We start from the raw sequence: 17,243 nt of genomic DNA on the forward strand, positions 1-17,243 counted from the left end.
GGTGTCATGAAGCTCGGCATCCTGAAAACCGGCGCGCCGCCGCCCTCCGCGCGTGAGAAGTTCGGCGGCTATCCCGACATGTTCCGCAAGCTGCTGGGCGAGACCGCGTTCGACTATCGGATCTACGCCGTCGATGAGGGCGATTGGCCGGCCAAGGTCGACATCTGCGACGCTTACCTGGTCACCGGCTCCGCGTGCGGCGTCTATGATCCCGAGCCCTGGATCGGCGAGCTCAAGGCCTTCCTGAACCAAGCCAGGGGCCGCACGCCGCTGGTTGGTGTGTGCTTTGGCCACCAGATCATGGCCGAAGCGTTCGGTGGTCGCGCCACCAAGTCGTCCAAGGGCTGGGGCCTGGGCGCGCACACCTACGCTTTGAAGAGCCGGGAGCCGTGGATGGACGGGCAAGGGGATGAGATCCGTCTGCCAGCCTCCCATCAGGATCAGGTCAGCGAACTGCCGCCGGGCGCCGAGGTCTTTGCGGCCAGCGAGTTCACGCCGTTCGGCGCGCTGGCCTACCGCGACCAGAAGGCGATCTCGATCCAGCTGCACCCCGAGTTCGAACCTGCCTATGCGGTCGCCCTGATCGAAAGTCGGCGCGGCACCCGGTATTCCGAAGACGAGGCGAACTTGGGCATCGCCAGCTATTCGGCGCCTGACGATCGGGCACGCGTCGGAGGCTGGATCCGGAATTTCCTTTCCGGCGCAACAGTTTGACGGCTGTTCGGGTTATGGGGCCAAGCCCGCGGGGGGCGAAGCGTTCTCAGAGGAGCCAACCATGAGGGGTTGGAAGTTGGTCATCGTGGCGGCGAGTGCGGCCGCCGCCCTAGCGGTTGGCATCGGAGCTCAGGCCGGAAGCGAAGCCGAGGGCGCGCGGCAGGCGCAGTTCGCGGAAAACGCAGCCGGTTAAGGCCAGGCCACCAGCGGCGGCATCGACGACAGGATGCTCTCGATGTTTCCACCGGTCTTCAGGCCGAACATCGTGCCCCGGTCGTAGAGCAGGTTGAATTCGACGTAGCGGCCACGGCGGACCAGCTGCTCCTGGCGGTCGGCCTCCGTCCAAGGCTCGTCCATCCGGTGGCGGGCGATCTTCGGATAAGCGCTCAGGAAGGCCTCACCCACGTCGCGAGTGAACGCGAAGTCGCGCGCCCAATCTCCGCTGTCGTGATGGTCGTAGAAAATACCGCCGATGCCGCGCGGCTCGTTTCGGTGCGGCAAGAAGAAGTACTCGTCGCAGCGCGCCTTGTAGCGAGGGTGCCACTCGGGATCGTATTTGTCGCAGGCGGCCTGCATGGCTGCGTGGAACAGGCGGGCGTCGTCCGCCTCCTGGCTTCGCTGCTCCTCGACCATCGGCGTCAGATCTGCCCCGCCGCCGAACCACGAACGCGTGGTGGCCAGGAAACGGGTGTTCATGTGCACCGTTGGGGCGCGCGGGTTCACCGGGTGGGCGATCAGGCTGATCCCTGTGGCGACGAAGCGGGGATCCTCCTCGGCGCCAGGCATGGAACGCGCCATCTCAGCTGAGAAGGTCCCATGCACCTGGCTGACGTGAACCCCGCACTTTTCGAAGAAGCGGCCACGCAGAAACCCCATGACCCCGCCGCCGCCCTCCGCACGCACCCAGGGCTTCAGCTCGAAGCGGCCCGGCTCACCCGGATAAAGCTCGGCCGGAGCCTCGTCTTCGATCCGCTCGAACTCGGCCGCGATACGATCACGCAGCGTGTCGAACCAGGCGCGGGCTTGGGCGGTGCGGTCTTCGAGCAGGGCGCGATCGGTCATGCGGGCGGCTTAGGAAATCCATCCGTCTGGCGCAACGCCTCGCCCAAAGCCATGGCGGCGGCCGTGACGACGTTCAGCGAACGGGCGCCAGGCGCCAGCGGAATGAAAAGACGAGCGTCCGCGGCCGCGTGCACATCGTCCGGAACACCTGCACTTTCGCGACCCATAAGAAGCACGTCGTCATGCTGAAAGGCGAACTGTCCATAGGGCTCCGCCGCGCGGGTGGTGAAGAGCAGCAGGCGTCCTGAATCAAGTCTCAGAGTTTGCAGGAATTTCGCCCAACTGTCGTGACGCTGGACCTCGGCTTTGGCGGCATAATCCATGGCTGCGCGCTTCACCGCCTTGTCCGAAAGCGGGAACCCACAGGGTTCAATGATGTCCACCGGCACGCCAAGACAGGCGCCCAGTCTGAGGGCGGCGCCCAGGTTTTGCGGAATGTCCGGTTGAAAAAGAGCCAAACGCATTCTAAGCGAACCGCCACGGGATAGGCCGGGGCATACAACGACGAATCACGGATACGCCGCGCGTAGTTTCGCAAAGCGCTTCCGGTGACAAGTCCTGCCGTGACCTGTCCTTCAATGAGGTCCTGCCGGAAACTCCGGCCGGGTCCAATGCCGGGGCGGCCTCAAGCGGTTTGAGGACGTCCAACGGGTCAGGGGCGTCATGGGTCCCTGGCTCCAATCGAAGGGTAGCTTTAGGTGGCCGACACCGCAGTGGGCGCAAACCCCGACCCGCACGCTTCGGGCGAAGACCCGAACCGTCGCGACTTCATCCATATCGCCGCGGGCGCCGCGGTCGTGGGCGCCGTTGGCGCGCTGGCCTGGCCGTTCATCGACCAGATGAACCCGGCGGGCGACACCTTGGCGCTGGCCTCGATCGAGTTCGACCTGACCAAGGTCGCCGACGGCCAGCAGGTCACCGTGAAATGGCGCGGCAAGCCGCTGTTCGTCCGTAAGCGCACCCCGGCGGAGATCGCCTCGGCCGTGCGCGACGACAACGCGGCCCTGCGCGACCCGCAAAAGGACGAAGAGCGGCACAAGCCCGGCAAGCCGGAATGGCTGGTCCTGGTCGGCACCTGCACGCACCTGGGCTGCGTGCCCACGTTCGGCGGCGGCGATTACGGCGGCTGGTTCTGCCCGTGCCACGGTTCGCACTACGACACCTCGGGCCGCATCCGTAAGGGCCCTGCGCCGCGTAACCTGGTGGTGCCGGAGTACGCCTTCCTTTCCGACACCAAGGTCAAGATCGGCTGACACTGATGAGCGGACATTCCACTTACGAGCCGAAGACCGGCTTTGAGCGCTGGCTCGATCTGCGACTGCCGATCGTCCGGATGGCCTATGACACGGCGATCGAGTTCCCGACGCCCAAGAACCTGAACTACTGGTGGACGTTCGGCGGCATCCTCGCGATCTGCCTGATGATCCAGATCGTCACCGGCATCATCCTGGTGATGCACTACGTCCCGCACGTGGACCATGCCTTCCAGTCCGTCGAGCGCATCATGCGCGACGTCAACTACGGCTGGCTGATCCGCTACATGCACGCCAACGGCGCCTCGATGTTCTTCGTGGCCGTCTACATCCACATCACCCGCAACCTCTACTACGGCTCCTACAAGGCGCCGCGCGAAGTGCTCTGGATCATCGGCTGCGTGATCTACCTGCTGATGATGGCGACGGCCTTCATGGGCTACGTGCTGCCCTGGGGTCAGATGAGCTTCCACGGCGCGGTGGTGATCACCAACCTGCTGGGCGCCTTCCCGATTGTCGGCGAAAGCATCACGACCCTGCTGTGGGGCGGCTTCGCGGTCGATAACCCGACCCTGAACCGCTTCTTCGCCCTGCACTACCTGCTGCCGTTCATGATCGCGGGCCTCGTGGCCATGCACATCTGGGCGCTGCACGTGGTCGGCAACAACAACCCGATCGGCGTGAACGTGAAGTCCAAGGAAGACGTCGTTCCCTTCCACCCGTACTACACGGTGAAGGACGGCTTCGCGATCCTGGTCTTCATGCTGCTGTTCGCCTACTTCGTGTTCTACAACCCGAACATCCTGGGCCACGCCGACAACTACATCCCGGCCAACCCGCTGGTGACGCCGGCGCACATTGTCCCTGAGTGGTACTTCCTGCCGTTCTACGCGATCCTGCGCGCGGTTCCGGACAAGCTCGGCGGCGTGCTGGCCATGTTCGGCGCCATCGGCGTGCTGTTCGTGCTGCCGTGGCTGGATACCTCGAAGGTGCGGTCCATGCGCTACCGCCCGACGGCGCGCCTGTACTTCTTCATCTTCCTGGTCGCGGCGGTGGTGCTGGGCTTCTGCGGCGCCAAGCTGCCGGACGATCCGGTGATCCCGGGGCTGACCAGCTTCACGGTGATCGACGCCGACCTGAACAGCTACGTGTGGCTGTCGCGTCTGGCGACGCTCTACTACTTCGCCTACTTCCTGGTGATCACCCCGCTGCTTGGCCTGACGGAAACCCCGCTGCCGGTGCCGGACTCGATCTCCGCCCCCGTCCTGTCGCATCCCGCCACCACGCCGGCCGGCGCCGTGGCGTCGCCTGAAAAGAAGGGTTGAGCCCACGATGCTGCGCAAAGGTATTGCTCTCGCGGCGCTCGGGCTCGCTCTTCTGGCGGGCTCGGCCCAGGCCGCGACCCACCCCAAGGAGCCTGAAAAGCTCCAGTGGTCATTCGAGGGCCCGTTCGGCAAGTTCGATCAGGCTCAGCTCCAGCGGGGCTACAAGGTGTACCGCGAGGTCTGCTCGTCGTGCCACGCGATGAGCCAGGTCTACTTCCGCAACCTCGGTCAGAAGGGCGGGCCCTTCTATGACTCGAAGTACCCGAACCCGAACGACAACCCGTATGTGAAGGCCCTGGCGGCCGACATCCAGGTTGGCGACATCGATTCGGAAACCGGTGACCCGATCCAGCGGCCCGCCACCTCGGCGGATCACTTCCCGTCGCCGTTCCCGAACGAAGCAGCGGCTCGCGGCGCCAACGGCGGCGCGATCCCGCCTGACCTGTCCTACATCTCCAAGGCGCGCGAAGGCGGGCCGGATTACATCTACTCGCTGCTGATCGGCTACGTGAACCCGCCCGCGGGCCTCACCATCCAGCCGGGCCAGCACTACAACCCCTACTTCCCGGGCGACCTGACGGCGTCCTGGACCGGCAAGGGCCACGTGCCTCAGGGCGGCGTGCTCGCCATGCCTCCGCCGCTCTCTCCCGATCGGGTGACCTTCGACGACGGCACGCGCTCGACGGTGGCGCAGCAGTCCAGGGACGTCGCCGCTTTCCTCGCCTGGGCCGCCGAGCCCAAGATGGAAGAGCGTAAGTCGTTCGGCCTCGCCGCGATGATCTACCTGCTGATCCTCACGGGCCTCGTCTACGCCAGCTACCGCCGGATCTGGCGCAACGTGGCCCACTAGACCACGGGCGTAAGCCAACTGATCAGGGCCCGTCGGCAGCCGCCGGCGGGCTCTTTTCGTTGGCGAGAACCACTCGGCTCGCAGGAAAGTCGAAACGCAGCCGGTAGTGGGCGAGCACCGGCGTGCCGAGTTCGCCCAGGGCCGGCGTGTCTCTCGCTCGGAGCAGGCCTGCCGGCACCAGTTCGAACAGCCTTCCGTTCAGCTCGAGAGCCCTGAGCCGAGGGCGGTAGACGCCGTAGGGATAGAGCTCCTGGCGCTTCGTCGCGCGCGCCACGGAGGCGGCGTCGTCGCTTAGGCGCACCGCTGTGTCGGAGCCGGTGGCGAGGGTGAAAGCGCCTTCCAGCACCTGCGATCCGTCCGCAGCACGCGCCGCGACGGTCGGCGCGCCGGATTTCCATTCCAAGGTGTGCACGACGCCTGACAGTGGTGGGGACTTGCCTGCCGGCCAGACGGCCAAGCGGCACGGCGCAAAGCGCACATCGATGACAAAGCCCCGCAGGACATCGGCTCCCAGCACCCCGGCCACCGGCGTCGGCAGGGCGCCCGTCCGAAGATCCAGGTCCGTGACGGCGAGCGCGTGGGATCCAAGCCGTTCATTCGCCAGAAGCACCTCGCCGGCGACGGTCTTGCCATCGAAGCCTTCGGACTGAGCGCGGGTCTCGCCCAACTGACTGCCCGCTTGTCCTGTGTCGATAACGTAGTCTCCAGCGACCCCTGCCACGGATGCAGCGGCCACGACGACGCCGTTGTCCAGCCAGCAGCGAACCTCACCGGCACGCGCGATAGCTGGAGCGGCCGTCGCGGCCGTGAGAGCGGTCAGGAGGGCGATGGAGCGGCGGATCACGTCAGAGCCAGCCTAGCCCAGCTCGGGGGCGCGGGCGACGCCGCTCGGGCTCTGAAGCGCGCGCTGCGGCAGTCTTGCCGTGCAGATGGCCGAAATTGGCTGGATCGCGGCCGTGGCGCCTTACGCAAGCCGTGAAGGCCGGACATGATGGTCACATGTACACGCGCGCGTGGCGGAACTTCAAACGCATGCAGGACCTCACGGTCGCCCTGGCGAGCCTGATCTATGCAGGGGCAGGGGTGCATGCGGTCGGACGGCTCCCAGGTGGAGCTTCCACACTGATGCACTGGATCCTGCTATGGCCAGCGATCTTCTTGATGGTGTCGCTGGTGGCGCCGCTGGCGGTGCCGGTGCTGCGAAGGGGTTTGGCCAAGTACGTCTGGATGAGTTTCCAGGCCGGCTTCGGCCAGACGCCCGGGTCCATCATCACTGGGCTTTGCCTGCTCCTGGGCGCGGCCCTGTTCATCTATTGGCAGATCACCACGGTCTCCGCGACCGGGGTCTACCGTGCGAACGTCTTCTCCGCCTATGCAGCGGGAATTGGGATCCTGGCGGCGCAGGCGGTCCTCGTCCGGGCGCTTGAACGCATCCCCGACGTCCGCAAGCTGATCGTCGAGCGGACCTAAACCTCGCCCCGTCCGCCGCCGTTTCGCGCGAAGAAGGCGAGCGTGCGCAGCTTGGAAAGGCGAGCGCTGTCCTCGTGGTAGCCGGTCGGCGCCACGAAGGCGTGACCTGCATCATACATACAGACCTGCAGGTCAGGGTGGTGGCTGCGGATGGCGTCCTGATCCTTGGGCGGGATCAGTTCGTCGGTCTTGCCGAGGTGGAGGATGATCGGGGCTTTCGGCTGCTCGGCGAGGTACTCCACGATCTGGCCGCCGTAGAAGCTGCTGACGGCCGAGAGCCCCGTGCAACGGCTGGCGGCCAGCCAGGCCACCGTGCCGCCATAGCAGAAGCCCATCGCATAGACAGGCGGCTGGAGGGCGTCGATCGCAGCCTGTACGGCGTCCAGCACGTCAGCGCCCCAGGCCGTGCGCTTCCCGAACTCCATCTGCCGATCCATCAGGTCGGCGTCGAAGTCCTTGGCGGCGAAGCCCCGCTGGAACCGATCGAACAGGCTCGGGACAATGACTTCATAGCCCTGCTCAGCCCATTCGTCGGCGAGCTCGCGCAGGTGCGGCGTGACGCCCCAGATGGCGTGCAGGACGACCAGTCCGCCGCGGCGGGCTTCCTGCGGGGCGGCCCGATAGGCGTCGTACTCGAAACCGTCCTCGCCGCTGGCCAGCCGGATCGTCTCGCCCATCAGGCTTCTCCCGTCAGACGTTGAAGCGGAAGTTCATCACGTCGCCGTCCTGGACGACATACTCCTTGCCTTCCTGGCGCAGTTTGCCGGCTTCGCGCGCGCCGGCCTCGCCCTTCAGGCGGACATAGTCCTCATAGGCGATGGTCTCGGCTCGAATGAAGCCCTTCTCGAAGTCGGTGTGGATCACGCCGGCGGCCTGCGGAGCGGTGTCGCCCTTGTGGATCGTCCAGGCGCGCGCCTCCTTGGGCCCGACCGTGAAGTAGGTCTGCAGGCCGAGCAGGTGGTAGGCCTCGCGGATCAGCTTGTTCAGACCGGGCTCGGTCAGACCGAGGGTTTCCAAGAACTCGGCGCGCTCTTCCGGATCGAGCAGCGCGATCTCGCTCTCGATCTGGGCAGAGATCACGACGTGGTCGGCGCCGTCGCGCTTGGCGCGCTCCGCCACCGCGGCAGAGAGTTCGTTACCTGTGGCGGCCGAGGCTTCGTCGACGTTGGAGACATAGAGGGCGGGCTTGGCGGTGAGCAGCTGGAGCATGCGCCACGCCTTCTCGTCCTCGGCCGAGACCTGCGCCTTGCGCGCCGGACGGCCGGCGTTCAGCTCGGTCAGCGCCACCTGGATCAAGCGCAGGGTCTGGGCGCTGTCCTTGTCGCCGACCTTGGCGCGCTTCTCGAGGTTCGGTACGCGCTTCTCAAGGCTTTCGAGGTCGGCGAGCATCAGCTCTGTCTCGATGGTCTCGAGATCGGCCAGCGGATCCACCTTGCCTTCGACATGGGTGATGTCGTCGTCGATGAAGCAGCGCGCGACGAAAGCGACGGCGTCGCAGTCACGGATGTTGGCCAGGAACTGGTTGCCGAGGCCTTCGCCCTTGGAGGCGCCGCGCACCAGGCCGGCGATGTCGACGAAGTTCATCCGCGCCGGGATGATCTCCTTAGACGGGATGATCGCGGCGAGCGCGTCCAGGCGCGGCTCCGGCACCGCGACATCGCCGGTGTTCGGCTCGATGGTGCAGAACGGATAGTTCGCGGCCTGGGCGGCGGCGGTCTGCGTCAGGGCGTTGAACAGGGTCGACTTGCCCACGTTCGGCAGGCCGACGATGGCGACTTTCAGAGCCATGAGTGTCTTCGAAATCCTTGTGAGGGGCGCGACCTAGCACGTGGGACGCGCCGCATAAACCGCAGCTAGCCGCCGCGGCGGGCGGCTTGCTTCGGATCGACCTTCTCGGCGGGAGCGAGGCGCATGACCTCGGCCTGGTACTTTTCGTCTTCGCCAAGGGCCAGCAGGGGCATGGCGTCTGCGCAGGTCTGGAGGAGCGGCTCAAGCCACTGCATCTCCGCCTTGTGGAAGTCGGACAGAACGTGGCCCTGCACCAGTTCCTTTTGGCCTGGGTGGCCCGTGCCGATGCGAGCGCGGCGGAAGTCGGGTCCGACCTGGGCCGCCACGGAGCGGATGCCGTTGTTGCCCGCGGCGCCGCCGCCGGTCTTCATCCGGAAACGACCGGGCGCCAGATCGATTTCGTCGTAGAAGACAACGAGATCCATCGGCTTAAGCTTGAAGAACTTGAGCGCTTCGCCAACGGCGCGACCGCTCTCGTTGTAGTAGGTGAGGGGCTTCAGGATCAGCGCCTTTACGGCGCCTTCAGGGGTATCGATCGAACCCTCGCGGGCGAGCCCCTGGAAGCGGGAGCGCTCGGGGCCGAACCCCCAGCGCCTCGCAATCTCATCGACGGCCATGAAGCCGACGTTGTGCCGGTTTTTCGAGTAACCGGCGCCGGGGTTGCCCAAGCCTGCGATCAACAGCATGCGCGGGAACCCCGGCCCGTAAGACCGGTTGGCTTAGGCTTCGGCGCTTTCGGCTTCGGCTTCAGCTTCGACCGAGGCGCCGCCGATGGTCGCAACCACGGTGGAACCGTCGACCGCCGCCTGAACGCCGGCCGGCAGTTGCAGGTCGGAAACGCGGATCGTGGCGCCGATGTCCGAGCTGGCGAGGTCGAACACGACCTCTTCCGGGATCTGGTCGGCCGGGCAGGACAGGGTCACTTCGTGCAGGGCGATCGTCAGCGCGCCGCCGCGCTTCAGGCCCGGCGAGGTGTCCTGATTCGAGAAGTGCACGGGCACGGCGATCTTGATCTGCTGGTGCTCGTCGACCCGGTACAGGTCGAAGTGCCAGGGCTCGTCCGTCACCGGGTGCATGTCCACGGCCTTGGCGATGACCGGTTGGGTCTCGTCGCCGTACTTCAGGGTCACAAGGTGGCCCAGGAGCTTGCCCGTGTAGAGCGCCTTGCGGAACTCGTTGGACCGGACGGCGATGGCCACCGGATCCTTGTCGCCGCCGTAGAGGACGCCCGGGACCTTGCCCGCACGACGGACTTCACGCGCGCCGCCGGTGCCGGTCCGCTCACGCACTTCAACGTTCAAAACGATATCGGCCATAGCCTTGCCTCAAAACGAAGCCGCCGCGCTGGCGCGCGGCGACGCAGATCCGCGACCGGTTGGTCGGAAAGGTGCGCGTAGATACACAAAAGCCCCGGCCTGTGCAACGGGCCGGGGCTCTGTTTTCACGTCGTAATCCGAAAGGCGAGCTTAGGGCTTCTTGGTCTTGGCTTTCGGACGGGCTGGAGCGGCGGCGGGCGTGAGGCTCGCCTCTTCCGCGACCTTCACCGGACGAGCGTTGGGATCGACCGGGATCGGCATGCCCGCGCCCTTCAGGAGGCAGGAGCCGGTGTCGATCATCACGTGCTGGCCCAGGCAGAAGACGTCCTCGTAGTGCGGCTTGGAGACGGCCAGGCACTGGTAGAGGTTCAGCTTGGACATGTTGAAGCAGGTCGCCGAGGCGGGGTCCGCCATAAGCGGCATGACCTGCGCCAGGCTCTCGTCATTGGCGTAGCCGAGCGCGGCCAGGGCGGCGACCGCCATGCTTCGCACCACCACGGGCGAATAGGGCGGGCTAAGCGTGCTGGGCGAGAGGCCCAGCGGCGCGGCGCCCGTCGACGCTTCCGTCAGGCGAGCGGTTTCGGCCACTTCGCCCGCCAGCGGCGTGGCGGAGAGCTGTTTGGCGAGCGCCAGGCGGCCCGGCTGATCAGGCACGTGAGCCTTGGACCAGGAGGAGCGTTGGACGTCGTAGGCGGCCTGCTTCACCGCGCGACCTTGCTCGAGCAGCTTGCGGCCGTCCTCGCCCAGGGCGTTCTGAACAAGGCCTGCGGCGCTGGCCGACCCGGTGATGCCGATCACGTAGGCGGGGTCGCGCATGATCGAATAGGCGACCTGCTGACGCTGGGTCGCATCCGCAGCGTAGACCCGCACGCCGGCCACGAAGGCCGGATCCTGCAGGGCGGCCACGGCGCCGTAGGCGATGGCGCCGCGCAGCAGTTGCTGAGGTTCATAGGCCGCGCCGGTGCGCAGGCGCTCGGCGACATCCGCGCCGCTGGCGAACGCAGGCGAGATGGCCGTAGCCCGGGTCACATACAGGCGGTAGGCGCTGGCCTGCTCAATAAGCTTGGGCGACAGGCTCACGGCCGGCGGGGGCGGCGGCGGAGGCGGAGGCGGGGGCGGCTTTGCGCAACTCGCGAGAGTCGCGGCCACAGCGATCGCAGCCAGCGCCACGGCGCGGCGGACCGGAAGTACGAAAGTCATACGAAGGGCGTTCCCGGAAAGCAGTTGGGGCGAAGATACACGCGAGGTCGGCGAGTTTGTGTTCTCGCATGGTAAATTCTTGCTGACCAAGCTTGGCCGTTCGCCCGGCCGGAAACCTCAGTCGAACAGCTTGGAAACCGACTCTTCGTTGGCGATGCGGCGGATCGCTTCCCCCAGAAGCGCCGCACAGCTGACGCGGCGGATCTTCTCGTTGTTGAGGATCGGGTCCGGCTGCTCGATGGAGTCGGTGATCACCAGCTCCTTCAGGACCGAATTTTTCACCCGCTCGCTGGCCGCGCCAGACAGCACGCCGTGGGTGACGTAGGCCGAAACCTCGGCGGCGCCGGCGTCGATCAGCGACTGGGCCGCGCTGCACAGCGTGCCGGCCGAATCGACGATGTCGTCGAACATGATCAAACGTCGTCCGGACACGTCGCCGATGATGTTGGCGACTTCAGATTTGCCCGGGCCCGAGCGGCGCTTGTCGACAATGGCGAGGTCGGCGTTCAGCCGGCTGGCCACCGCCAGAGCGCGCACCACCCCGCCCACGTCGGGGGAAACGATCAGCAGCTCGCTGGCCGCCTTCGCGCCGTGATGGTCCTTGATGTCCTGCGCCATCAAGGGGGCGGCCTGCAGGTTGTCGGTTGGGATGTCGAAGAAGCCCTGGATCTGGCCCGAGTGCAGATCCATCGTCAGCACCCGGTCGGCGCCCGCACGGGTGATGAGGTTCGCGACCAGCTTGGCCGAAATCGGCGTGCGGCCGCCGGTCTTCCGGTCCTGGCGCGCGTAGCCGAAGTAGGGGAGGACGGCCGTGATCCGCCGGGCCGACGCGCGCTTCAGCGCGTCGATGCAGATCAGCAGCTCCATCAGATTGTCGTTGGCGGGGTAGCTGGTGGACTGGATGACGAACACGTCCTCGCCGCGGACGTTCTCGTCGATGGTGACCCACACCTCGTTGTCGGGGAAGCGCTTCACCTGAGCCTTGGTCAGGGGCACGTCCAGGTGCGCCGAGACGGCTTCCGCCAGCGTCTTGTTGGAATTGCCGGCCAGCAGCTTCATCGGGTCCCCCGAGCCTTTTCAGCTAATGGGCGGGCCTTTTACCAGCGGAGCCGCGGGAGTCTATCCCGCGGCGTCAACTCGTCCGGGTCCAGACATCGTTCGCCATGGTCAAGCTGCGCCCCACAATGGTCCAGACCTCGCCTTGGTAGAGCCCTGCCGCGAGGGCTCGTTAGACGTGTCGGGGGAAACGACAGGGACACAGAACACACATGCGTATCCTCATTGGCGCTGCGGCGCTCGCTCTGCTGGCTGGCGCTTCAGCTCAGGCTCAGTCGACCACCTCCACCACCACCGCTCCGTCGACGGGCGCTCAGAGCGCTCCGGCCACCAGCTCCAGCACGGCGCCGGCCACCAGCTCGACGGGATCGGCCGCCACGGGCGCGACGGGCTCCACTTGGGGCTCCTCCACCTCGGCCACGACGGATACGACCGGTTCGGCGACCGCAGACACCCAGGCCAGCGGCCAGACTTCCGCTGACCAGCAGGGCGCCAGCGCCTCCACGTCGGCGACGGACAGCAGCACCGACCAAGGCGCGGCCAAGGACAAGGACCGCAAGAAGACCCGCCGCTAAGCGGCCCCTGGCGGGCCCCTCCGCACGGCGGAGGGGCTCAGCCCTCCAGCACGATCGCCGACAAGAGCCGGCCGTAGTCGGGCTCGTTCTGCTTGAAGGCGCGGCGGTTCGAGAAGAACAGATCGCTCTCGGCGCAAGTGTCGCGACCGATCCATTCGCAGGTCTCCACGCCTGCTGCGCGCAGGCGCCCCAGCACGAAGCCCGGCAGATCGAACATGCGCTTGCCCGGATCCGCCGCTGGCTCGAAGAAGCGGGCGTAGGCGCGGTCCGCTTCGGTGAAGCGGGTCACGAATTCCGCTCCCACCTCATACGACTTCGGCCCGATGCACGGGCCGATCGCGGCCCGCATCCGGCGCCGCTCTGCCCCCAGGCTCTCCATCCGCGAGACTGCGGCTTCGACGACGCCGGTCAGGGCGCCTTTCCACCCCGCATGGGCGGCGGCCACGACCCGAGCCTCGTGATCGGCGATCAGCACCGGAGCGCAGTCGGCGGAAAGCGCGCCGCAAACCACGCCTGTGGTGGCGCTGACCACCCCATCGGCTTGTGGCGGTCCGGCCGGCCAGGGGCCGTCCGCCACGAGAACGGTGGCCGAGTGGACCTGGTAAGCCGTGACAAGGGCGCCACCCATGTGAACGCCCGCCCGGACGCGGTTTTCCATCACCGCGGCAGGATCATCCTTGGAGCCGGACCCGACGTTGAGACTGGCGTAGATGCCTTCCGACACGCCGCCCTGGCGGGTGAAGAAGGCGTGGCGGATGCCTGGGAGGTCCAGCAGTGGCGAGGTGAGGACCGGAAGGTCGCTCATGCGAACTCCTCGAAGGCAGGCGGTCTGAGACCGGGTGAGAAAAGGCAGCAGACCTTGAACAGCTCGCCCATCTCGTCGGCGCCCAGGAGGCGGTGCAGCTGCCGGCCGATGGTGGCGGTGCGATCCGGTCGGGCGCGCACCAGCGCTTCGGCTCGAGCGCCGATGCCCAGCCGCGACAGGAACTCCGCCTGGGTGAGGATCGCGGTCTCGACGCCTTGCTTGCCCGCAGCCGCGATGACCGCAGGAAAGTCGGCGTGGATGGTCAGATCGGCCTCACCCGCCGTTTCCAGCGGGTCCACCATCTCGTGCCGCTTGAGGGCCTGGAGCGTGTCCCCGAAACCTGGCGAGGCGCGTCCGTAGTCGATCAGAAGCGCGACGCCGCCGTCCAGGGCGATGCGGGCGCCGACCTCCGAGCCCAAGGCGGCCTGTGCGGCGGACTGTTCGTAGACCGAGCCCTGCGGCGCGTCGGGGAGCAGGGTGGAGACCGGTGTCGAGGCGAGCCCAAAGGCCAGGGCGCCAGCCTCGTCGACGCCCACCACCTGCTCGGCCCAGCCGATCGCGGTCCGCACGAACTGCCGCGCGGGCAGGCAGTCCAACAGCTCGTTGGCGACCAGCACGACGGGCGCGCCGCCCGGGACCTCCTCAAGCCGGTTGGCCCAACGGACCTGGTCGCCTAGCAGGCGCGCCTGCCGGTCACGGAGCGGCGCCGAGGTCTCGACCAGCCAAACGTCCGCAGCCTCCAGGAAGCCGGGCGCATGGCGCGCCGCGCGCAGCATGTCGCTCATCAAGGTCCCGTCGCCGGGGCCCATCTCGACCAGCCTGAACGACGCGGGTCGGCCCAAGAGCTCCCAGCAGCCCGCAGCCCACACGCCGATCAGTTCGCCGAACATCTGGCTGACCAGGGGCGCGGTGATGAAGTCGCCGTCGGGGCCCAGGGCCGGGCGGGTGGCGTAGTAGCCGTCCTGCGGGTCGTGGAGGCAGGCGGTCATGAACTGGGCGACGTTGATCGGACCGCTTTCAGCAATCTGCGCCCTCAGTCGATCACGCAGGCTCATCGGCACGCTTCGCGCCCGCCGGGATCTTGTCGTCGGCGTCCGTGCGGACCGCCGGCAGCGGCTCGCTGAGCCCGCGCCAGATCAGCCAAAGGCCCGCGAGGATCATCGGGATCGACAGGATCATCCCCATGGTCAGACCCAGCGGAAAGTCCGGCATGTAGGCGTCCGGTTCGCGGACCGTCTCCAGGCTGACGCGGATCAGGCCGTAGCCCGCCACGAAGATGCCCATGAGCACGCCGCGACGGTTGGTCCACTTGGCCGAATAGGTCGCCCAGGCGAGCACCGCGAACAGCAGAACGCCCTCAAGCGCGGCTTCGTAGAGCTGGCTCGGGTGCCGGGGCAGGGCGTCCGGCGCGGCCGGGAAGATCACGCCCCAGGGCAGGTCGGTGGGGCGGCCCCACAGCTCGCCGTTGATGAAGTTGGCCACTCGTCCGAAGAACAGACCGATGGGAGTGGCCACGGCGGCGATGTCGCCCAGCCGCAGCAGATCCAGCTTGTTGCGCCAGGCGAAAAGGATCAGCGCGAGAAGCACGCCCAGGGCGCCGCCATGGAAGCTCATGCCGCCATGCCAGGTCTTGAAGACCTCCAGCGGGTCCGTCCACAGGATCGAGGGCGTGTAGAAGAACACGTGACCCAACCGGCCGCCGACGATCACGCCAAGGGTGATCCACAGCATCATGTCGTCGATCTGCTCGGTGGTGAGCGGCGGCGGGCGATGGCCCCAGAGCCGGGGGTTCTTCACCAGCATGACGGCGTACCGCCAGCCGAGGAGGATGCCGGCCACATAGGCCAGGGCGTACCAGCGGATGGCGATCGGGCCGATTTGGAACAGGACGGGATCGAAATCCGGAAAGGGCACGGTTGCGCGGCTCCAGCGTTGTGCAGGTAGAGGGTTTAGACGAGAAGCCCTTCGCTTTCGACCCCTGCGGGGCCATATAGAGGTGTAAGGCGGACGCACGAGCGCGAGTCCGATCAGAGCGACAGATGCAGACCCAGAACCCCTTCCTCGACGAAATGGCGAAACTCACCGCCGCCGCTATGGGTCTCGCCCAGGCCGCGGGCGAAGAGGCGAAGACGGCCTTCCGCTCGCAAGCCGACCGCATCGCCGCTGAGTTCGACCTGATCCGCCGCGAGGACTTCGACGCTCTGAAGGCCGAAGTGGAAGCGTTGCGCGCCGAAGTGGCCGCGTTGCGCGGCGCCCAATCGGCGTCGGCTCCGTCGGCGGACACGCCCTGAACGTCCACAGAAACATCGGCGGCCTTGGCGCCGGGCTTGCACAACCCGGTGAACCGAACGCCGCGAAGCAGCTTACCTTTGTAGTCGCAGGCGATTCGGGCGCGGCGTTCCGCGCCCCGCCCACTGCGAAAGGACCATTGGTCTCATGGATATGACGCAGTCTGACGAAAACGTGCTCCTGGCGAACGATCCGCTGGACGTCGTCGAGCACGTGCTTACGGCGGAGAACCTGCCCTTCGATCGCACCGAGGATGGCGACCTCGCCTTCTCCCTGGCCGGCGACTGGAAGGACTACGAACTCTGGTTCGCGTGGCGGCCGGAAGCGGACTGCCTGCAGCTTTGCCTGTCCATGGACCACAAGGTGGCCAAGACCCAGCGCCTGGACGCCCACGAGCTGCTGGCCCTGGTCAACCCGCGGGTCTGGCTGGGCCACTTCGAGCTTTGGGAAGACGGCGAGATCATCTTCCGCCACGGCATGGGCCTGATGACCGGCGAGCAGCCGAGCCTGGGCCAGGCGGCGGGCATGATCGACGTCGCCGTCGAGGCGGCCGACCGCTTCTTCCCGGCGTTCGACTACCTGGTGCGCGGCGGCAAGTCTCCGCAGGACGCCATCGCCGCCTGCATGTTCGAGACCGTCGGCGAGGCGTAAGGCCCTTCACAGCCGAGTTTTCGAGGGCGTCTCCCGGCGACGGGACGACGCCCTTTGTTTTGTGGGCGCGGCCCCGCTAGGGTCCGCGCCGATGATGACACCTATTCTGATGCTGGGCGCCGGCCGCATGGGCGGCGCGATGCTGGCGGGCTGGCGCAAGGCCGGCGCGTTCGCCGCCTCCGACCTGATGATCCGTGATCCGAACCCGGGGCAGGCCGCCGCGCAGCTGGGCGCAGAGGGCGCGCAGCTCAATCCGGCCGACGCGGATTTGGCGCGAGCCCGGACGGTGGTGCTGGCGGTGAAGCCCCAGCTGTGGCGCGAGGCGGCGGCGGAGACGGTCTCGTGGCTGTCGGAAGATGCCGTGATCGTCTCGGTCGCCGCCGGCGTGAAGAGCGCCGACATCAGTCGCGAATTCGGCGGACGCCCTGTGGCGCGCGTCATGCCGACCACCGCTGCCGCGATCGGGCAGGGAACGGCCAGCCTCTATGCGGACGATCCGGCGGCCCTTTCCCGCGCGCGTGCGCTGTTCGAGCCGCTGGGCGCGGTGGTGGACCTCGCCGACGAGAACCTGATGCACGCCGCCACGGCGGTGTCCGGATCGGCCCCGGCCTACCTCTATGCCTTCATCGAAGCGCTGGAGGCGGCGGGCGTGACGGCGGGGCTGAAGCCCAAGGATGCGGCCGGGCTGGCGAGATCGACGATCACCGGGGCGGCCGCGCTGCTGGCGGAGGGCGGCGAAGAGCCGTCCGAGCTGCGGCGGCAGGTGACGTCCCCCGGCGGGACCACGCAGGCTGCGCTCGACGTGCTGCTCACCGAGCCCAGCCTGCAGACCCTTCTGCGGGAGGCGGTGGCAGCGGCGGTTCGTCGTTCGAAGGAGCTGGGGGCCTGA

21 protein-coding genes are annotated in these 17,243 nt (G+C 67.3%); 9 read left to right on the forward strand and 12 right to left on the reverse strand.

Annotated elements, in window-relative coordinates:
- Nucleotides 1-6: 6 nt before the first annotated feature.
- Nucleotides 7-714 carry a glutamine amidotransferase-related protein gene (locus DJ018_RS08715; RefSeq protein ID WP_111514423.1) on the forward strand — a complete coding sequence of 236 codons (708 nt, stop codon included), beginning with the start codon at nucleotides 7-9 and terminating at the stop codon, nucleotides 712-714.
- Between the two features lie 189 nt (nucleotides 715-903).
- On the opposite strand, the gene hemF is transcribed toward DJ018_RS08715, so the two are convergent.
- Both hemF and DJ018_RS08725 read right to left on the reverse strand, forming a co-directional pair.
- The gene (hemF, locus tag DJ018_RS08720) at nucleotides 904-1,776 is read right to left on the reverse strand and encodes an oxygen-dependent coproporphyrinogen oxidase (RefSeq protein ID WP_111514424.1); all 873 of its coding nucleotides are present in this window, start codon (nucleotides 1,774-1,776) and stop codon (nucleotides 904-906) included.
- Nucleotides 1,773-2,240 (reverse strand): tRNA (cytidine(34)-2'-O)-methyltransferase, encoded by a 468-nt coding sequence (locus tag DJ018_RS08725; protein WP_111514425.1) that lies wholly within the window; start codon nucleotides 2,238-2,240, stop codon nucleotides 1,773-1,775. Before DJ018_RS08725 ends, hemF begins: the two co-directional genes overlap by 4 nt.
- Nucleotides 2,241-2,474: 234 nt before the next feature.
- Here DJ018_RS08725 and petA point away from each other — a divergent pair, with 234 nt between their 5' ends.
- Genes petA through DJ018_RS08740 form a run of 3 tightly spaced genes read left to right on the forward strand, consistent with a single transcriptional unit; the run spans nucleotide 2,475 to nucleotide 5,204 of the window.
- Nucleotides 2,475-3,029, forward strand: coding sequence for a ubiquinol-cytochrome c reductase iron-sulfur subunit (petA, locus tag DJ018_RS08730; protein WP_111514426.1), 555 nt, complete (start codon nucleotides 2,475-2,477; stop codon nucleotides 3,027-3,029).
- A gap of 5 nt (nucleotides 3,030-3,034) precedes the next feature.
- Nucleotides 3,035-4,354: a cytochrome b gene (locus DJ018_RS08735; protein ID WP_111514427.1), complete on the forward strand. Its 1,320-nt coding sequence runs from the start codon at nucleotides 3,035-3,037 to the stop codon at nucleotides 4,352-4,354.
- 7 nt (nucleotides 4,355-4,361) lie between these two features.
- A complete protein-coding gene (locus DJ018_RS08740; protein WP_111514428.1) occupies nucleotides 4,362-5,204 on the forward strand; it encodes a cytochrome c1 in 843 nt (280 codons plus the stop codon).
- A 22-nt stretch (nucleotides 5,205-5,226) separates the two neighbouring features.
- Here the strand turns inward: DJ018_RS08740 and DJ018_RS08745 are convergent, their stop codons facing one another.
- On the reverse strand, nucleotides 5,227-6,048 hold the full coding sequence (locus tag DJ018_RS08745; RefSeq protein WP_111514429.1) for a hypothetical protein: 822 nt from the start codon (nucleotides 6,046-6,048) through the stop codon (nucleotides 5,227-5,229).
- A 155-nt stretch (nucleotides 6,049-6,203) separates the two neighbouring features.
- Here DJ018_RS08745 and DJ018_RS08750 point away from each other — a divergent pair, with 155 nt between their 5' ends.
- Nucleotides 6,204-6,674 (forward strand): hypothetical protein, encoded by a 471-nt coding sequence (locus DJ018_RS08750; protein ID WP_111514430.1) that lies wholly within the window; start codon nucleotides 6,204-6,206, stop codon nucleotides 6,672-6,674.
- On the opposite strand, the gene DJ018_RS08755 is transcribed toward DJ018_RS08750, so the two are convergent.
- From DJ018_RS08755 to DJ018_RS08780, 6 genes are all read right to left on the reverse strand, one after another.
- Nucleotides 6,671-7,351, reverse strand: a complete 681-nt coding sequence (locus tag DJ018_RS08755) for a dienelactone hydrolase family protein (RefSeq protein ID WP_111514431.1) — start codon at nucleotides 7,349-7,351, stop codon at nucleotides 6,671-6,673. The two genes, DJ018_RS08750 and DJ018_RS08755, sit on opposite strands and share 4 nt — an antisense overlap.
- A 13-nt stretch (nucleotides 7,352-7,364) precedes the next feature.
- Nucleotides 7,365-8,462 (reverse strand): redox-regulated ATPase YchF, encoded by a 1,098-nt coding sequence (gene ychF / locus DJ018_RS08760; protein WP_111514432.1) that lies wholly within the window; start codon nucleotides 8,460-8,462, stop codon nucleotides 7,365-7,367.
- Between the two features lie 65 nt (nucleotides 8,463-8,527).
- Nucleotides 8,528-9,148: an aminoacyl-tRNA hydrolase gene (gene pth / locus DJ018_RS08765; RefSeq protein ID WP_111514433.1), complete on the reverse strand. Its 621-nt coding sequence runs from the start codon at nucleotides 9,146-9,148 to the stop codon at nucleotides 8,528-8,530.
- Between the two features lie 33 nt (nucleotides 9,149-9,181).
- The gene (locus DJ018_RS08770) at nucleotides 9,182-9,778 is read right to left on the reverse strand and encodes a 50S ribosomal protein L25/general stress protein Ctc (protein WP_111514434.1); all 597 of its coding nucleotides are present in this window, start codon (nucleotides 9,776-9,778) and stop codon (nucleotides 9,182-9,184) included.
- Between the two features lie 150 nt (nucleotides 9,779-9,928).
- Nucleotides 9,929-10,978: a hypothetical protein gene (locus tag DJ018_RS08775; protein ID WP_111514435.1), complete on the reverse strand. Its 1,050-nt coding sequence runs from the start codon at nucleotides 10,976-10,978 to the stop codon at nucleotides 9,929-9,931.
- Nucleotides 10,979-11,095: 117 nt separating this feature from the next.
- On the reverse strand, nucleotides 11,096-12,037 hold the full coding sequence (locus tag DJ018_RS08780) for a ribose-phosphate pyrophosphokinase (RefSeq protein WP_111514436.1): 942 nt from the start codon (nucleotides 12,035-12,037) through the stop codon (nucleotides 11,096-11,098).
- A gap of 209 nt (nucleotides 12,038-12,246) precedes the next feature.
- Between DJ018_RS08780 and DJ018_RS18955 the strand changes: the two genes are divergently transcribed.
- Nucleotides 12,247-12,609, forward strand: a complete 363-nt coding sequence (locus DJ018_RS18955) for a hypothetical protein (protein ID WP_133254248.1) — start codon at nucleotides 12,247-12,249, stop codon at nucleotides 12,607-12,609.
- 37 nt (nucleotides 12,610-12,646) lie between these two features.
- On the opposite strand, the gene pgeF is transcribed toward DJ018_RS18955, so the two are convergent.
- The 3 genes from pgeF to lgt are packed head-to-tail and all read right to left on the reverse strand — an operon-like array spanning nucleotide 12,647 to nucleotide 15,328.
- Nucleotides 12,647-13,414, reverse strand: a complete 768-nt coding sequence (gene pgeF / locus DJ018_RS08790; RefSeq protein WP_111514438.1) for a peptidoglycan editing factor PgeF — start codon at nucleotides 13,412-13,414, stop codon at nucleotides 12,647-12,649.
- Nucleotides 13,411-14,469: a class I SAM-dependent methyltransferase gene (locus DJ018_RS08795; RefSeq protein WP_111514439.1), complete on the reverse strand. Its 1,059-nt coding sequence runs from the start codon at nucleotides 14,467-14,469 to the stop codon at nucleotides 13,411-13,413. Before DJ018_RS08795 ends, pgeF begins: the two co-directional genes overlap by 4 nt.
- Nucleotides 14,456-15,328 (reverse strand): prolipoprotein diacylglyceryl transferase, encoded by an 873-nt coding sequence (lgt, locus tag DJ018_RS08800; RefSeq protein WP_111514440.1) that lies wholly within the window; start codon nucleotides 15,326-15,328, stop codon nucleotides 14,456-14,458. Before lgt ends, DJ018_RS08795 begins: the two co-directional genes overlap by 14 nt.
- A 125-nt stretch (nucleotides 15,329-15,453) precedes the next feature.
- Between lgt and DJ018_RS08805 the strand changes: the two genes are divergently transcribed.
- The 3 genes from DJ018_RS08805 (at nucleotide 15,454) to proC (ending at nucleotide 17,243) form a co-directional block, all read left to right on the forward strand.
- Nucleotides 15,454-15,705 (forward strand): accessory factor UbiK family protein, encoded by a 252-nt coding sequence (locus tag DJ018_RS08805; protein WP_111514441.1) that lies wholly within the window; start codon nucleotides 15,454-15,456, stop codon nucleotides 15,703-15,705.
- 145 nt (nucleotides 15,706-15,850) lie between these two features.
- Nucleotides 15,851-16,354: a type III secretion system chaperone family protein gene (locus tag DJ018_RS08810; protein ID WP_111514442.1), complete on the forward strand. Its 504-nt coding sequence runs from the start codon at nucleotides 15,851-15,853 to the stop codon at nucleotides 16,352-16,354.
- 94 nt (nucleotides 16,355-16,448) lie between these two features.
- Complete coding sequence (gene proC / locus DJ018_RS08815; RefSeq protein ID WP_111514746.1) at nucleotides 16,449-17,243, forward strand: pyrroline-5-carboxylate reductase; 795 nt, start codon at nucleotides 16,449-16,451, stop codon at nucleotides 17,241-17,243.

It is taken from the genome of Phenylobacterium deserti (genome assembly GCF_003254705.1).
GTDB lineage: Bacteria > Pseudomonadota > Alphaproteobacteria > Caulobacterales > Caulobacteraceae > Phenylobacterium > Phenylobacterium deserti.

Excerpts from the sequence above, each read along its gene's own strand:
- DJ018_RS08715 (WP_111514423.1), top strand. The coding sequence starts at position 7 with ATGAAGCTCGGCATCCTGAAAACCGGCGCGCCGCCGCCCTCCGCGCGT.
- hemF (WP_111514424.1), bottom strand. The coding sequence starts at position 1,776 with ATGACCGATCGCGCCCTGCTCGAAGACCGCACCGCCCAAGCCCGCGCC.
- DJ018_RS08725 (WP_111514425.1), bottom strand. The coding sequence starts at position 2,240 with ATGCGTTTGGCTCTTTTTCAACCGGACATTCCGCAAAACCTGGGCGCC.
- DJ018_RS08735 (WP_111514427.1), top strand. The coding sequence starts at position 3,035 with ATGAGCGGACATTCCACTTACGAGCCGAAGACCGGCTTTGAGCGCTGG.
- DJ018_RS08740 (WP_111514428.1), top strand. The coding sequence starts at position 4,362 with ATGCTGCGCAAAGGTATTGCTCTCGCGGCGCTCGGGCTCGCTCTTCTG.
- DJ018_RS08750 (WP_111514430.1), top strand. The coding sequence starts at position 6,204 with ATGTACACGCGCGCGTGGCGGAACTTCAAACGCATGCAGGACCTCACG.
- DJ018_RS08755 (WP_111514431.1), bottom strand. The coding sequence starts at position 7,351 with ATGGGCGAGACGATCCGGCTGGCCAGCGGCGAGGACGGTTTCGAGTAC.
- ychF (WP_111514432.1), bottom strand. The coding sequence starts at position 8,462 with ATGGCTCTGAAAGTCGCCATCGTCGGCCTGCCGAACGTGGGCAAGTCG.
- pth (WP_111514433.1), bottom strand. The coding sequence starts at position 9,148 with ATGCTGTTGATCGCAGGCTTGGGCAACCCCGGCGCCGGTTACTCGAAA.
- DJ018_RS08770 (WP_111514434.1), bottom strand. The coding sequence starts at position 9,778 with ATGGCCGATATCGTTTTGAACGTTGAAGTGCGTGAGCGGACCGGCACC.
- DJ018_RS08775 (WP_111514435.1), bottom strand. The coding sequence starts at position 10,978 with ATGACTTTCGTACTTCCGGTCCGCCGCGCCGTGGCGCTGGCTGCGATC.
- DJ018_RS08780 (WP_111514436.1), bottom strand. The coding sequence starts at position 12,037 with ATGAAGCTGCTGGCCGGCAATTCCAACAAGACGCTGGCGGAAGCCGTC.
- DJ018_RS18955 (WP_133254248.1), top strand. The coding sequence starts at position 12,247 with ATGCGTATCCTCATTGGCGCTGCGGCGCTCGCTCTGCTGGCTGGCGCT.
- pgeF (WP_111514438.1), bottom strand. The coding sequence starts at position 13,414 with ATGAGCGACCTTCCGGTCCTCACCTCGCCACTGCTGGACCTCCCAGGC.
- DJ018_RS08795 (WP_111514439.1), bottom strand. The coding sequence starts at position 14,469 with ATGAGCCTGCGTGATCGACTGAGGGCGCAGATTGCTGAAAGCGGTCCG.
- DJ018_RS08805 (WP_111514441.1), top strand. The coding sequence starts at position 15,454 with ATGCAGACCCAGAACCCCTTCCTCGACGAAATGGCGAAACTCACCGCC.
- DJ018_RS08810 (WP_111514442.1), top strand. The coding sequence starts at position 15,851 with ATGGATATGACGCAGTCTGACGAAAACGTGCTCCTGGCGAACGATCCG.
- proC (WP_111514746.1), top strand. The coding sequence starts at position 16,449 with ATGACACCTATTCTGATGCTGGGCGCCGGCCGCATGGGCGGCGCGATG.